Consider the following 13,602-nt stretch of genomic DNA (forward strand, 5'->3'; position numbering starts at 1 on the left):
GTCGGCCCGCTGGGATTGCTGCTCCGGTGAATTTGGGGCTTGCCTTCACGGCCGGGAGATGAACCTGCTCCCGTCATGATTTCGACGATTCAAGGCATCCTCGGCGTGCTCTGCGGCGGAATGGTCGGGTTCTCGCTCGGCCTCGTCGGCGGCGGCGGTTCGGTGCTCGCGGTCCCGCTGATGGTCTACGTCGTCGGCGTGCCGGAGCCGCACATCGCGATCGGCTCGAGCGCGATCGCGGTCGCCACCAATGCCGCGATCAATCTCGCCAATCATGCCCGCGGCGGCACCGTGATCTGGCCGATCGCGGCGCTGTTCGCCGCAGCCGGCATCGTCGGCGCCTTCACCGGCTCGCTGCTCGGCAAGATGGTCGACGGCCAGAAGCTGCTGGCGCTGTTCGCGCTGGTGATGATGGTGATCGCGCTGCTGATGCTGAAGACGCGGGCGCGGGTCGGCATCCCCGACGTGAAGATGAGCATGGCCAATGTGCCGGCGATCGTCGGCTTCGGCCTGGCCACCGGCACGCTGTCCGGCTTCTTCGGCATCGGCGGCGGCTTCCTGATCGTGCCGGCGCTGATGGCCGCGACGGGCATGCCGATCATGAATGCGGTGAGCTCGTCGCTGGTTGCCGTGACGACATTCGGGCTGACCACGGCGGCGAGCTATGCCTGGTCGGGCCTGGTGGCCTGGGACCTCGCCGGGCTTTTCATCGCCGGCGGCATTGCCGGAGGCCTTGCCGGCACGCGCCTGGCGCGCCATCTCTCGGAGCGGCGCGGTGCGTTGAATGTGGTATTCTCTGTCGTGATCGCGGCGGTGGCGCTTTACATGCTGACACGCAGCCTGCTGCATATCTGGAGCTGACATGATGAAGCGTAGCACCTCGGATGCTAGCAGCCGGCGCGAGCTTCTTTCTCTTTTTGGCGCCGGCGCCGCTTTGTCCCTGTGGCCACGCGCCAGCCGCGCCCAGGACGCCGACGAGCCTGACGAGGCTTCCGTGCTGCGCGATCCCGACGCGCCGGTGCTCGGCAACGCCTCGGGCGACATCGCGATCGTCGAATGGTTCGACTACAATTGTCCGTATTGCCGCAAGCTCGATCCCGAGCTGCAGCAGGTCGTGCATGACGACGGCAAGGTCCGCTGGGTCCTGAAGGAGTGGCCGATCCTCGGGCCGGTGTCGGTGACCGCGGCACGGATGGCGCTGGCCTGCAAGTATCAGGACAAATACGCCAAGGCGCATGAGGCCCTGATCGGTGTCAGCTCGAAGCTCACCGAGCCGCGCATCGACGAGCTTCTCGCCGGGGCCGGAATCGATATCGATCGCGCCAAGCGCGACCTCTCAGCCAACGGCAAGGCGATCGACGCGATGCTGGCGCGCAACGACAGCCAGGCGCGCGGCCTGCGCTTCCGCGGCACGCCGTCCTTCATCGTCGGCAAGTTCAGAGTGCCGGGCGTGCTGACCATGGCGCAGTTCGAGCAGGTCATCGCCGATGCGCGCAAAGCCAAGGCTTCCAATTAGCGGCGGCTAACTAGGAGCAAAGACCTTTCGAGCAAAGCAAAGGGCGCCCCGACCCGAGGTCGAGACGCCCTGCAAACGAGCGAAGCTCGCGCGTTACTTCGACGAGATGCGAACCCAGTCGTCATGCGCGCGGGTCTTCAGCGAATTCCAGCTGTCCGACGCGACGTCCCAGTTGACGATGGTCCGGCGCGACTGCGCACCCGATCCGTTGGCGACCTCCGAGGTCTGCATCGAATCATGGATGTAGACGCCGAACCCCAGAAGCAGCGCACCCAGGATCATTCCCACCAATGTCCGCATGATCATGTTCTCCAGTGTGACGGCCGACAACGCCGCCGTCGAAGCTTGGTTCCGCCGTCGCGGCGGAAGGTTCAAGCCGGACCAGACAAACTAACTGCGCGGTTTTTCAGGACGCGATTCCGGCACTGACGTGACCAGATTGAGCGTTTTCAGCTCGTCGGGCTTGAAGGTGAACAATTGGTCATGCGGCGTCTCCATCGCATGCACCCAGACCTTCAGGTCGATCCCCATGTCGGCGAGGTAACGCTGGCAGCGCGCCGAGACGTTCTGCGCGAGACTCATGTCGTTGTCGGTGCGAACAGCATTGGCGGAGCGGACGGCGGCAACCTGATGAACGCCGATGGTGGCGCGCTCGCCGACGCGGCGCTCGAGTCCGCCGGCGAGCACCAGCGGGCACGACGACACGCAAGTCTTGCCGGCCTCGACCTCGGTTGAGAATTTGCGCGCGCGGATCAGCCGTCCCATCGCCAGCGCATCGGCCACTGAGCCACCCGGCGAGTTCAGCACGACGGTCTTGATGTATTCGCCGTGCCGCTCGACCTCCTCGGTGAAGGCGCGCGCGCTGCCGGGCGTGATGGTGCCGGTCGCATAGAGACGGCCGCCGCCTCGCAGCTCGAGGCTGATCGGCTGCTCCAGCGCAGGGTCGCCTTTGGGTAGCGGCATCAGCCGCTTCAACAAGGGCGTGAGCACCGAGGGATTCTCGGCCGGAGCGTCCGTCGGCTCCTTCCGAATGTCGAGCTGAGGCGAGGCCGCTTCCGATGAGGCATGCGGATCATTCAGCTCGATCAGGTCGGCTGCGAGGACCACAATCGTGACGACGAGGATCGTGCGAAACACCCAGCGCAGGATGCTCTCGTCCGGATTGTCGGCGAGCCATGCGTGGACGCGTCGGTTCAGCGCCGAGGCCACCGGACTACTTCCCGATCCTTGCTGATGATAGCGAGGTGACGTTCTCGTCCGCGGCGGCAACGGCCGCCGCCGGTTGCGGCGCGTCAGCAGGCGCCGTGGGCGTGTCGGCTGGTGGTGCAGCGGCAGGTCGCGCCTCGGCGGCGCGTCGCGCATCCTCGACCTCGCGGGCGATCTGCAGCGCGGTCACGAGGTCGCTCGCCGTGAGGCTCGAGGCGCTGGCGGCTGGCAGGCCTTCGCGACGGATGGCGGCGTGCACGACGCAGAGGATCAGCACCAGCACCGCCGGCATCAGGTCGATGGAGATCGCGCCGGCCCAGCTCGGAATGAAATCGCCGGCATAGCGCAGCACCGCTTCCGCCGGCGACAAGGTCTGAAACCGCGTCGGCTCGATGCGCGGCAGCGCCAGGATCTTGTCGGCGGCATCCGCCAGCGACGCTGCCTGCGTCGCGATCGCGCCCTCGACCTTGCCGACGACGGCGGTTTGCCGCTCGGCGAGATCGCCGTTGCGTCCGCCCGCGGCGGGCGCGATGAAGCCGGCGGAGAGCGAGGCCGCGGCGCGCCTGACGGCAGGCGCTACCGAGGTCTGCTGCAGATTGGCGATCACGCCCATCAGGGTCAGCGACTCCGTGGCGAAGGCATCGCTTCGACTGGCGATCGGACCGCGGTCGGAGATCAGTTCGCGCATCCTGGCGAGGCTCTTGCCGCCCTGCTCGTAGAGGGCGGAGACGCGCTTGCCCGACTCCTGCACCTGCTGTCCGAGGCCATCGAGCTGCGTCGACATCTGCGTGAGAAGCTGGACGACCGTGCCGGAACCGGAGGTGCCGGTGAGCGAGCCGGCGCGCTCGGCGTCGGCCAGCTTGGCGAAACGCGAGGAGGCGAGCTGGATGTCGGGCAACAGGCTTTGCGCGGCAATCGCCTGGCTGTTGGCCCGGTCGAGGTCACGCGTGTAGTTCTGCACGGTGATCGCGAGGTGCTGCTGGATGGCGGCGGCGCCGGCCAGCGCCGAGGCGTTGAGCCAGGACGACATCGCGACGATCATCAGCGAGCCCAGCACCATGCAGCCGGCCATCAGCAGCCGCCCCATCATGCTGGTGACGTGCGGCATGAACTGCATCATGAACACCCAGAAGGCGTAGATGCCGACGGAGACCGCAACGGAATAGATGACGGCGGCGAAGAACACCGTGGTCGGGCTGCCGTTGAGCAGCTCGCGCACGCCGAGATAGGTGTAGACGCCGGCAGCCAGCGCCAGGATCGCCGTCGTGAGCTTGAGCGTGACCTCCAGGCGGCTCACGCCGTCTGCGAGCACGACAGCGGTAGGGCGGGCCGAGGTGAGAGGCGCGGCGGGCGAGGGCATGAGGGATCCTTCGGCGGCATCACATCCGCCTCTACAGCGCCCCCGCTGTTAGCCAATCGATAATCAATGCGGAGAAAATCCGTCGAGATTATGTCGGCGATCTTACCGATCCGTCATGTCGCGCGGACGCAGCAGACTGCCTCAGGCTGTCAGCCAGCGCAGCAGCTCGACATTCACTTCGCGCGGATAACAATGGCTGAGATCGTCGATCTCGCGATAGACAACATGGGCGCCGGACTTGGACAGCGCATCCTGGGTGTGCCGCGCGATCTCCACCGGGAACATCCAGTCGAGCTGGCCGTGCACGATCTGGATCGGCAGTCCGCGCAGGCGATCACGGTCGGCGATCTGAGCCATCAGCGGATGGAAGGTCGCGGCGACGGGGGCAAGATGCGTGAACGGCGAGCTGTGCTCCAGCCCGCTGACATAGCAGAAGGTGCCGCCATCGCTCATGCCCGTGAGCAGCATCCGGGCGGGATCGATCGCGACGCGGCTGCGCACGAGATCGAGGATGCGCATGAGGTTCGGCGTGTCCGCGTCATCGCCCATCAGCGCCCAGGTCGGGCCCGTGGCCGTCGGCGCCACGAGGATCGCGCCGACGCTGCGGGCCGCGCGCAGCCAGCTCCACAGAAAGTCACGGCCGTTTCCGCTGCCGCCATGCAGCGCCATCACCAACGGCCAGGCGCGGTCGGCGGTGTAGTATTCGGGCACGTAGAGCGAGAAGCCGCCGCGATTGCCGATCTCGTTGTGATCGTGGAACACCGCATCCTTGCCGGCCGACGCAGCGAGCAGCTGGCGCACGGCCTGATCATCCGCAATAGCCGGATCCAGGAAGAACTCGCTCAACGGCGGCAGCGTGGCTGCCAACGGAAACAGCGCCTCGAGCGCGCGCGGCAGTTGGCGCAGGGCGCGGAACACGTCGACCAGATCGCCTTCACCGCGCTGAACCGCGCGGAGGCCGGCGAAGGACATCAGCGCGGCATCCGCGGCGGTATCGAACGCCAGCCGGATATGGGCAAAATCCGCCGGCCAGGATGTCAGATGGACACGGGCGGTGTGCAGGGTCTGCTCGGGATTGCCGATCTCGGCCATCACGCGATCGAAATCCGGCGGGTTCAGATAGCGCGCGACAAAGGACAGCGCTTCGAGCGTCTGCAACAGCGGCGGCAACATGATGAGAATGTCGTCCACCACGGCGTCGGTCATGCAGATCTCCTGGTCGGGCGGGTTTCGGTATGTCACCCGCTAGCCGGGGAGCGCTGTCATGCAACGCAAAATCGGCGGCGCGGGCAATGATCATTTTCCGAACGGGCGTTCGCTGCGCGCATGACGGGGTGAGGCATCACAAGCGAAGTCATTGGTCGTCGGAGGGGGCTGATGATGCGGCCATCGCGCGACAGGCGCATCATCGGGAAATACACGTGTGGACGAATCGCGATTGACAAACATCGGACGCGATGTCGCACTTGGTGAAAGCCGACGGCGCAGCATCAGGTCCCAAATTCAGCTGATGTTGCGGTCAAAACTGCCGACCGGCTGTTACGGGGGATGCGCATCATGACCAGTTCGCCGTCGGCCGCGTTGATCAACGCGGTGCTCGCCATGGACGTCTACAACAGGGGCGTCAATCCGACGCTCTCCGTCAGTTTCAATCGTATCGGTAGCTACGAGCTGGTGGCGGGCTCGGTCGTCGCTGCAGCGGACAATTTCGAGGCGGCGACCTATCAGCTCGCCGGCGATCCATCGACGCGGATCATCTCGTATCGCGGCACCGACAGCATCGCCGACGTGCCGGCCTGGCTCGGCGGCGCCGGGCTCACCGGCTGGCCGACGCAGTTTCCGGATGCAGAGGCCTACTACAAGACATGGGCGACGACGTCGCACGTGTCGCTGACCGGTCACTCGCTGGGTGGCGGCTTGGCCGGGTACATCGCGGCGCTGAACGGCAAGGTGGCTTACGCCTATGACGCGATGCCGTTCGAGTTCGCAGCGGAGGTTCGCTACGATCAGCTGCATGGCTTCTGGGGCGCACTCGGTTCGCACCCGGTGGATCGCTTCGACGACATTCACATGGTCTCGGTCTCCGGCGAGGTCCTGCAATATGTCCGGGCCGCAGCGCCGGTGCTGGAAGCGCCGCTGGCCCTGCTGCAGCTCGGACCGATCGCCGGCGCGCTGGCGATCGCCCATGCCGCGATCGGCATCTCGTCCGAGCAGAAGACGGTGCTCGGCGCGGGGACGGAGCTGGGGCTCGACCCGATCCAGCTGCATTCGATCGCGCTGCTGACGATGATGCAGTGGGCGAGCGACAACAACGCGCAGGACTGGAAGAAGGCGGCAGCGGTGCTGCTGGCTCCGCTGGAGGATGATGCGATCGCCCAGGCGGTCGGCATTCCCGCGGCCGGCGTCGGCGGCGAAGGTGCGCCGTCGGACAAGATGAAGGACATGATCGCCTATTCGACGGTCACCGATGCGAGCGGCTATGGCAACAGCGCGGTGCAGGCGCTGTTCAATGGCGGCGGCGTGCTCGGCGACAGCGTCAGCGCGTCGACGGCCGCGACTTATCTGAAGAACGGCGGAGTCGACAAGGCGCTGGCCGAGATGGTCGTCGAGTATTCGGCGCTGCTGGCGCAGAACCATGACGAGGTGCTGTCGACGACGCCGGGCGTGATCGGGCACGAGCACGGCATTCTCTATCAGGACACGGCCAAGAACCTGCTCGTCGCAGATCTCTCGTCCGATCTGTGGTCGTCGGCCGCGACGGGCTCGGCGGTCGATATCCTCGGTAAGATCGCGCTGATCGATGCTGTCGCGAGCACCGACGGCGAGGATGCCAAGCTGATCGACGTGGCGATCAGCACGCTGTGGGGCGGCAAGACGGACAATCTCGATTGGCTCAGCGCGGCGCTGAGCGATGCCGCGACGACGGTGATGATCGATCCGGTGTCGGGCGTGGCGATCGCGGCGACCGATGGCGCGCTGTTGATTGCAGGCGGCGGCAACGACATGCTTTACGGCACCGCCAATGACGATCTGCTGATCGGCGGCCTTGGCAGCGATGTGCTGAACGGTGGCGCCGGGGACAACATCCTGGTCGGCGGCGTCGGCGCGACCTATGTCTATGCGCCGGGGGACGGCAATGACGTCATCATCAATGGTGTCGCATCGCTGTCGAAGCCGACCGGCACGCTGGATTTCGGCAGCGCCTACACGGCCGACAATTTCTGGTTCGTCAAATCCGGCAACGATCTCGAGATCGACATTGTCGGCACCCACCAGCAGGTGACGATCGCCGACTGGTTCCTCGGCGGCTCCTATCAGCTGCAGGAGATCAAGGCGGGCGGTCTGGAGCTCGACACCCAGGTCACGCAGCTGGTGCAGGCGATGGCGACCTACGCCCAGGCGCATCCTGGGTTCGATCCGACGGTCGCCTCACAGCTGCCGAGCGATGCGCATCTGCACGATCAGATCGCTGCCGCCTGGCACGTCATGGCGTGAGGCCGCGTCACCTCAGTGGAGGCGCGGCGCCTTCAACAGCTTGGCGCGATCGGTCGACGCCACCGTGACATCGAAGGTGACGCCCTCGTGGTGCACGGTGAGCGGCACGTCGACGCCGGCGTCGCCGAGCGACCAGAGCTTGCGGTAGAATTCGCTCTGGGTCGTGACCTTGTCGCCATTGATGCCGAGGATGATGTCGCCCGCCTTCAGCTCGGCGCGCGCCGCCGGGCCGTTGTTGGACACGCCGATGACCACGACGCGGTCGTCGACCTCGGTCGCGTACATGCCGAGCCAGGGCCGGGCCGGCTTGTTGACGCGGCCGAAGCGGCGGAGATCGTCGATGATCGGCTTCAGGAGATCGATCGGCACGATCATATTGACGTGCTCGGCCTTGCTGTCGCGCTCACGCTCGAGCTGCAGCGAGCCGATGCCGATCAGCTCGCCCTTGGGCGAGAGCAGGCCTGTGCCGCCCCAATTGGGATGCGCGGGATGGGTGAAGATCGCCTCGTCCAGCAGATACTCCCAATAGCCGGCGAACTCCTGCTTGGCGATGATCTGGCTCGCGACCGAGCGGGTCCGGCCGCCGGCGCCGCCGAGCACGACCTGGTCGCCGATCTTGGTCGCCGCCGAGGAGCCGAGCGGCAGCGCCGGCAGATCGAGCTGCCCGAGCGCCTGGACCAGGCCGAAACCGGTCGCGAAATCGAACCCGAGCACGTGACCTTCGACGACCCGTCCGTCATTGAGGTGTAGCCAGACGGATTCGGCCTCGGTGATGAGGTAGCCGATGGTGAGCACCAGCCCGTCGTCGATCACGACCGCATTGCCGGCGCGCTCGGTGCCCAGCGTTTCCGCGCTGAACGCATCCGGCGGAATGATGGAATGCAGGCCCACAATCGACGACAGCGCGTGGTCGAGATCATATTGGTAGTCTTCGGCGCGAGGCTGGAAGGCGAACGGCACTTTCCATTCGGTCAAAGAAGGCATTTCTTTCTCCTGCTCTGTCGATGTCCCCGGGGACTTCGACCAAGCTTGCTTCGTGTCGCGTGAGTGTCGCGTCTCGGCCGCAGCGTCAACGCGAGCTTAACATCTTTGGCCGCGGGCGCCAGTTCCGCCGCTCCGCGGCCCTGCCGGGAGAAACGACGCTCTCGCGCCGATCATCCGCGACCGCAGCCCTTGGATATGACGGGCCAGACGAACCATGCGCCGGCCGCATAGAGCTCGCCCACCGTCGCCGCGCCGGGACGAGCCGAGACATGGAAACGCCCGGCATCGAGCAAGGCTCCATCGCTGGCGACGATCGCCGGAATCACGCGGTCGGTCGGCCCGAAGACGACGACTGCCGAGGGCTTGATCACCAGCGCCAGCGCCGCCATGCCCGCGAACCAAATGACGGCAACGACCAGCAGCCCTTGCATGGGCAGTGCGCGGGCCGGAGACAGTCTGTCAATAGTCGTACGCATGCTCGAAATCATAGCCGGCGGCGTCGAAGCGGGTGACGTCCTGAACCAGGGAGCGGACCGGGACGTCGACGCCGATGCGGCGCGCGCCGGGGCGGGACTGGATCGGGACACTGAATATAGGCAGTCCATCGAAGCCCGCCAGCCGCCCGTCGCCGGGAGGCACGACGATGGTCACCAGGATGCGGTGGTTGCCGGCGACCTCCGCCAGCGCGGCGCCGGGGCGGCGTCCGAGCTCCTTCACGAACGCATCGAACCTGGCGTAGCGCTCGGTCTGCACCAGCACGCCGCGGACCCCCTTGGCGTCGCTCACCTCGCGGATCACCTTCACGCCGGAGATGGCCGCCACGTCGGCGGCGGGCAGGCCGGTCACGACGCTGTGGACAGTCAGAATCGCGGGATCATAGCCGGCGGCATAGCCGATGACCGCTGCATAGGCGGCACGCCCGGCATATTGCAGGCTGAGCGAAAGCCGCCGTTCCACCGAGCGCAACGACGGCACGAACGGCGTGTCGCGCCAGAACTGCTCGAGCTTCGCCCAGAATGGATAGCGGTACCAGGGCGTCTGATAGAGAAACGCCGCGTAGTCCTTCAGCAGCGCCAGGTTGAAGGCGTCCTCGGCGGTCTTGATGCCGTCGGTGGTCTCCTCGGTGAGAGCGCCAATCGTCTTCTCATAGCCGCCCTGCAGCGCCATCTCGGCGGTGAAGCTGAAGCCGATGATGTAGTTGGTCAGCTTCTGATCCGAGGTGGCGGGTCCGGAGCCGTCGGCCTGCCGCGTCGCGCGGCACAGGCTGCGCCAGAAGCCGGCGATGCTCGAGAGATAATGGAAGTGGGACTCCGACCTCTGCCCGGTCACGCCGGCGAGATCGCCATAGGCGTGGACGATGTACCACTCGGGAAAGGTCAGGAAGCTGTCGCCTTGGGATCTCGCATAGCCGGCGTCAGCAATGCCGAACTCGGAGGTCACCACGGGCGTGGGCACGTCCGCGGTGCAGACCGTCTCGACGGTGATCACCGTCGTCGTGATGCCGATCGCTGCGGCGATCACGACGGCGCCGGCGAAATAGAGAATCTTACGACGCAGGCTCATGCAAGCGCGGGCCTCGCGCCCCAGGGTGACCAGCCGACAGCGATGCCAACAGCGCCGAGCGCGAGATGCGGCAGGCTGGACAGCACCTTCACCAGCCAAGACGTGTTGCGGATGCCGTCGATGATGATGGAGAGGTCGAGATAGCCGGAGCCTGTGAACACGCCCATCACGCCGTCGAGGAAGTACAGCGTGCCGAACACACGCAGGAAGAACACGGCGCTGCGCCGCGACAGCGTCGCGGCCAAGGCCCACAGGCCCGAGGCGACGTGCAGCGCGTCCTTGTAGATGTCGAGCTGGAACAGGCCGAACACGCGACCCTGCGCATCGATGAAGGCGGGGATGTAGTCGGTCGCGGCGGCGAACAGCAGCGCCATGGCAAGCGCGAGAGCTGCGATGCGATAGCGGTCCAATGAGAAGCCGTCGGTCGTCATCGTCATGCGAAATAGGCGTCCCACATCGCGTTGCGGAACAGAAGGTTCGGATCATATTGCCGCTTGGCGGCGACGAAGCGCGCCGTTGCCGTATAGGCCTTCTCGACCTGGTCGCGGCGCGCATGCAGACGATAAGGCAGATAGAACGCGCCGCCAATCGCCGTGATGCGGTCGATCAGCGCCTCCGTCGTGCGAAGCATGTCGATCTCGCCCTCCGGCGAGGTGACCTGCGAGAACGACATCACCGCGGCGATGCGGCGGACGGGAGCGATGGTGAGGGCAGGCGTCTTGTCCTCGGCGACGTAGCGCAGGGTGACGTTGAGGAATTCGGCGCGCGCCTTCGGGATGATCTCGCGGCAGGCGGTGAGGAACTCGCCGAACCGCTCGGGCGCGACGAAATATTCGTGCAGGATGTCGGTCCGGTGCATGTCCTTCTGCGCGAGGTTCGCCACCGGCTCGGCCATCAGCGAATTGCGGGTGTAGCGGCTGTCGGAGATGGCAGGCCCCAGCCGCGTCTCCATGAACCAGCGCAGGCCCTTGGCGACCTCCCAGCCGGTCTGGGCGCGATAGATGGTGTTGGCGACGCCGGTCAGCTTGCCCGAACTCGCCACGGCCGGCAGCGTTGCCGGCGCATCGGGGGCCGGACGGAACGTGACGAGCAGCGCGTCGTCGAAGAACGATTTGCGCGACACCGACATCCGGCCATAGGCCATCTTCACGTTGGGATCGCCATCGATGCTCTGCGTGAACTTCTCGGCGAACGTCTCCGGAGCCATCCGCTCGAAGCGCGGCTCGAGCAGCACGTTCGGCACCATCTCGACCTCGAGATCGACGATGATGCCGAACAGGCCATAGCCGCCCATGGCGAGCCCGAACAGCTCGGCATTCTCGGTGCGCGAGCACTGCACCAGCGTGCCGTCGGCCAGCAGCATGCGGATCGACTTCACCGTCGAGCCGAAGGGTCCGTAGGGCACCGGCCAGCCATGGGCGTTGACGCTGAACGTGCTGCCGACGCCGAAATCGCTGTTGGATTGCATCACGGCCGGTGAGAAGCCCTTTGCGTCGAGCGTGGCGATGACGTCCCACCAGCGGTTGCCGGCGGCGGTGCGATAGGTCCGCGCCGCGGTGTCGAGCTCGATCGCGCCGCCGTCGAGCGTGATGGCGGTGCCATCCCGCGGCAGGCTCTGGCCGCCCATCGAATGCCGGGCGACGGCCGCGGCGACAGGGCCCTTGGCGGCCGCAGCTTCCTTCAGCTCGGCGCGCAGCCGCGCGATCAAATCGTCAGTCGCGGGCTTCGAGATCACCACATGCTTGGCAACCGGTGTCGGGTTGAGCCGGCTGGCATCGTTGAGGATGGTGCGCAGTTCGGCGCGAGCCCGCGGCATCCGCGCCAAAGGCAATGCCGCAGCCGTGGCTGCGGTGCGCAGAAACCGTCGTCGTGAGATCATGGGCGCACGCTCCTTACCATCTCGGGAGTCTACGCCAGCATCGTAAACGTTCGAAAAATTATCACCCCTCAGTCTGCCGAGGGGCGCCCGCGCGAGGGGATCAGGCGGAAGTCACGGCCATCCTTCAGCCAGGCGGCGCGCTCGTCGCGCAGCAGGGTTCGGCGCACCTTGCCGGAATCGTCGCGCAGCATGGTGTCGACGAGCTCATAGCTTTCCGGATGCTTGTAGCGGCTCAGCCGGTCGGCCAGGAACGCCCCCATGCCGTCGACGATCGCCTGTGCGTCCTTGGCGCGATCGATCTCGACGATCGCGTGCACGCGCTGGCCGAGCTCGGGATCGGGCAGGCCGACCACGACGCAGGAGCGGATGTCGGGATGCGCCATCAGCGCGGCCTCCACCTCGGCCGGATAGATGTTGGCGCCGCCGCGCAGCACCATGTCGGCGAGGCGGTCGCCGAGATAGAGGTAGCCGTCGGCATCGAGCCGGCCGATGTCGCCGAGCGACTCCCAGCCGTCGGCGCGCCGCTTCGGCTCTGCGCCGAGATAATGATAGGTGCTGCCGGCGCCATCGGCGGGCAGGAAGTAGATCTCGCCGCTCTCGCCGGGCGCGACGTCGTTGCCGTCGGGCCCGAGGATGCGCAAGCCGCAGGTCTCGTCGATCTTGCCGACCGAGCCCCTGTGCTGCAGCCATTCGGTGCCGGAGATGATGGTGCGGCCCTGCCGCTCGGTACCGCCATAGAGCTCATAGACCCGCTCGGCGCCGAGCCACTCGATCCACTTCTCCTTCAGCCATGGCGGCATCGGCGCAGCCATGTGGAACACCATCTTCAGGCTCGACACGTTGTAGCTGTTGCGCACCGCATCCGGCAGCGCCCAGATCCGATGCATCATGGTCGGCACGAAGTTGACCCATTGGATGCGCTGCGCCTGGATCAGCCGCAGCGTTTCCTCGGCATCGAACTTCACCATGCCCGTCAAGGTGCCGCCGGCGAACAGCGCGTAGTGCGACACGATGAAGGGCGCGTTGTGATACAGCGGCCCGGGATTGAGCAGCGACGCGCCCTTCGGAATTCCGAGCGGCGGCTCCGCCGCGGTATCGGTCACCGCGGGCGCATGATCGAGGATCACCTTGGGCCGCCCGGTCGAGCCGCCGGAGGTCATCGCCTTCCAATAGCGTGACACCGGTGCGGTGAGCGGCTCGTCGGAAAAACCTTCCGGCGTGAAGTCGGCCGGCAGTGCATTCGGCGCGTTCCAATCGGCCTCGCCGCCGACGACCAGCGACGGCTTGAGGATCTCCAGCACTGCGGCGGCTTCGCCGCGCGGCAGCCGCCACGACAGCGATGTCGGCGTCGCGCCGCATTTCCACACGGCAAAACTGGTCTCGAACAGCGCGTTGCCGTTGGGCAGGCCGATGGCGACGAAATCGCCGGGCTTGACTCCCTTGGCGGCGAAGGCGCGGGCGCGCGCATTGGCGCGGCGCTCGAGCTGTTCCCAGGTCAGCGCGTCAGTTCCATGTTGGACGGCGATGCTGTTTTTGGGTTTGCGCTCGGCGTACCAGCGCGGCACGTCCGCCATCGGGATCAGCATCAGGTCCTCCGCA

The 13,602-nt window shown here is 66.4% G+C and carries 13 protein-coding genes; 3 read left to right on the forward strand and 10 right to left on the reverse strand.

The window, feature by feature from the left end; translation table 11 throughout:
- Positions 1–75 precede the first annotated feature (75 nt).
- A complete protein-coding gene (locus tag NLR35_RS15490; RefSeq protein WP_006611716.1) occupies positions 76–861 on the forward strand; it encodes a sulfite exporter TauE/SafE family protein in 786 nt (261 codons plus the stop codon).
- Between the two features lie 4 nt (positions 862–865).
- Positions 866–1,516: a DsbA family protein gene (locus tag NLR35_RS15495; RefSeq protein ID WP_257167476.1), complete on the forward strand. Its 651-nt coding sequence runs from the start codon at positions 866–868 to the stop codon at positions 1,514–1,516.
- A gap of 93 nt (positions 1,517–1,609) precedes the next feature.
- Here NLR35_RS15495 and NLR35_RS15500 read toward each other — a convergent pair whose 3' ends face one another.
- The 4 genes from NLR35_RS15500 to NLR35_RS15515 all read right to left on the reverse strand — a co-directional run bounded on the left by NLR35_RS15500 (position 1,610) and on the right by NLR35_RS15515 (position 5,288).
- Positions 1,610–1,816, reverse strand: a complete 207-nt coding sequence (locus NLR35_RS15500) for a hypothetical protein (protein ID WP_006611718.1) — start codon at positions 1,814–1,816, stop codon at positions 1,610–1,612.
- Positions 1,817–1,906: 90 nt separating this feature from the next.
- Complete coding sequence (locus tag NLR35_RS15505; protein ID WP_257167388.1) at positions 1,907–2,725, reverse strand: hypothetical protein; 819 nt, start codon at positions 2,723–2,725, stop codon at positions 1,907–1,909.
- 4 nt (positions 2,726–2,729) lie between these two features.
- Positions 2,730–4,082, reverse strand: a complete 1,353-nt coding sequence (locus NLR35_RS15510) for a hypothetical protein (protein WP_257167389.1) — start codon at positions 4,080–4,082, stop codon at positions 2,730–2,732.
- 141 nt (positions 4,083–4,223) lie between these two features.
- Entirely contained in the window at positions 4,224–5,288 is a 1,065-nt protein-coding gene (locus NLR35_RS15515) for a phospholipase (protein ID WP_257167390.1), read from the reverse strand.
- A gap of 351 nt (positions 5,289–5,639) precedes the next feature.
- Here NLR35_RS15515 and NLR35_RS15520 point away from each other — a divergent pair, with 351 nt between their 5' ends.
- Positions 5,640–7,577 carry a calcium-binding protein gene (locus tag NLR35_RS15520; RefSeq protein WP_257167391.1) on the forward strand — a complete coding sequence of 646 codons (1,938 nt, stop codon included), beginning with the start codon at positions 5,640–5,642 and terminating at the stop codon, positions 7,575–7,577.
- A gap of 12 nt (positions 7,578–7,589) precedes the next feature.
- Here the strand turns inward: NLR35_RS15520 and NLR35_RS15525 are convergent, their stop codons facing one another.
- The 6 genes from NLR35_RS15525 to NLR35_RS15550 all read right to left on the reverse strand — a co-directional run bounded on the left by NLR35_RS15525 (position 7,590) and on the right by NLR35_RS15550 (position 13,589).
- Positions 7,590–8,561 carry a S1C family serine protease gene (locus NLR35_RS15525; RefSeq protein WP_257167392.1) on the reverse strand — a complete coding sequence of 324 codons (972 nt, stop codon included), beginning with the start codon at positions 8,559–8,561 and terminating at the stop codon, positions 7,590–7,592.
- 170 nt (positions 8,562–8,731) lie between these two features.
- A complete protein-coding gene (locus tag NLR35_RS15530) occupies positions 8,732–9,037 on the reverse strand; it encodes a hypothetical protein (RefSeq protein ID WP_257167393.1) in 306 nt (101 codons plus the stop codon).
- The gene (locus tag NLR35_RS15535; protein ID WP_257167394.1) at positions 9,021–10,124 is read right to left on the reverse strand and encodes a hypothetical protein; all 1,104 of its coding nucleotides are present in this window, start codon (positions 10,122–10,124) and stop codon (positions 9,021–9,023) included. Before NLR35_RS15535 ends, NLR35_RS15530 begins: the two co-directional genes overlap by 17 nt.
- The gene (locus tag NLR35_RS15540) at positions 10,121–10,561 is read right to left on the reverse strand and encodes a DUF4383 domain-containing protein (RefSeq protein ID WP_257167395.1); all 441 of its coding nucleotides are present in this window, start codon (positions 10,559–10,561) and stop codon (positions 10,121–10,123) included. The genes NLR35_RS15535 and NLR35_RS15540 overlap by 4 nt, the downstream gene beginning before the upstream one ends.
- Positions 10,558–12,003 carry an FAD-binding protein gene (locus tag NLR35_RS15545; RefSeq protein ID WP_257167396.1) on the reverse strand — a complete coding sequence of 482 codons (1,446 nt, stop codon included), beginning with the start codon at positions 12,001–12,003 and terminating at the stop codon, positions 10,558–10,560. Before NLR35_RS15545 ends, NLR35_RS15540 begins: the two co-directional genes overlap by 4 nt.
- Positions 12,004–12,071: 68 nt before the next feature.
- Positions 12,072–13,589 carry an AMP-binding protein gene (locus NLR35_RS15550; RefSeq protein ID WP_257167397.1) on the reverse strand — a complete coding sequence of 506 codons (1,518 nt, stop codon included), beginning with the start codon at positions 13,587–13,589 and terminating at the stop codon, positions 12,072–12,074.
- Positions 13,590–13,602: the final 13 nt, after the last annotated feature.

Origin of the sequence: Bradyrhizobium sp. SRS-191 (assembly GCF_024586915.1) — a bacterium.
Taxonomy (GTDB): Bacteria; Pseudomonadota; Alphaproteobacteria; order Rhizobiales; family Xanthobacteraceae; genus Bradyrhizobium.

What these genes read in the sequence shown, in the direction of transcription:
- NLR35_RS15490 (WP_006611716.1), top strand. Translation starts at nt 76, where the DNA reads ATGATTTCGACGATTCAAGGCATCCTCGGCGTGCTCTGCGGCGGAATG.
- NLR35_RS15495 (WP_257167476.1), top strand. Translation starts at nt 866, where the DNA reads ATGAAGCGTAGCACCTCGGATGCTAGCAGCCGGCGCGAGCTTCTTTCT.
- NLR35_RS15500 (WP_006611718.1), bottom strand. Translation starts at nt 1,816, where the DNA reads ATGCGGACATTGGTGGGAATGATCCTGGGTGCGCTGCTTCTGGGGTTC.
- NLR35_RS15510 (WP_257167389.1), bottom strand. Translation starts at nt 4,082, where the DNA reads ATGCCCTCGCCCGCCGCGCCTCTCACCTCGGCCCGCCCTACCGCTGTC.
- NLR35_RS15515 (WP_257167390.1), bottom strand. Translation starts at nt 5,288, where the DNA reads ATGACCGACGCCGTGGTGGACGACATTCTCATCATGTTGCCGCCGCTG.
- NLR35_RS15520 (WP_257167391.1), top strand. Translation starts at nt 5,640, where the DNA reads ATGACCAGTTCGCCGTCGGCCGCGTTGATCAACGCGGTGCTCGCCATG.
- NLR35_RS15525 (WP_257167392.1), bottom strand. Translation starts at nt 8,561, where the DNA reads ATGCCTTCTTTGACCGAATGGAAAGTGCCGTTCGCCTTCCAGCCTCGC.
- NLR35_RS15530 (WP_257167393.1), bottom strand. Translation starts at nt 9,037, where the DNA reads ATGCGTACGACTATTGACAGACTGTCTCCGGCCCGCGCACTGCCCATG.
- NLR35_RS15535 (WP_257167394.1), bottom strand. Translation starts at nt 10,124, where the DNA reads ATGAGCCTGCGTCGTAAGATTCTCTATTTCGCCGGCGCCGTCGTGATC.
- NLR35_RS15540 (WP_257167395.1), bottom strand. Translation starts at nt 10,561, where the DNA reads ATGACGATGACGACCGACGGCTTCTCATTGGACCGCTATCGCATCGCA.
- NLR35_RS15545 (WP_257167396.1), bottom strand. Translation starts at nt 12,003, where the DNA reads ATGATCTCACGACGACGGTTTCTGCGCACCGCAGCCACGGCTGCGGCA.
- NLR35_RS15550 (WP_257167397.1), bottom strand. Translation starts at nt 13,589, where the DNA reads ATGCTGATCCCGATGGCGGACGTGCCGCGCTGGTACGCCGAGCGCAAA.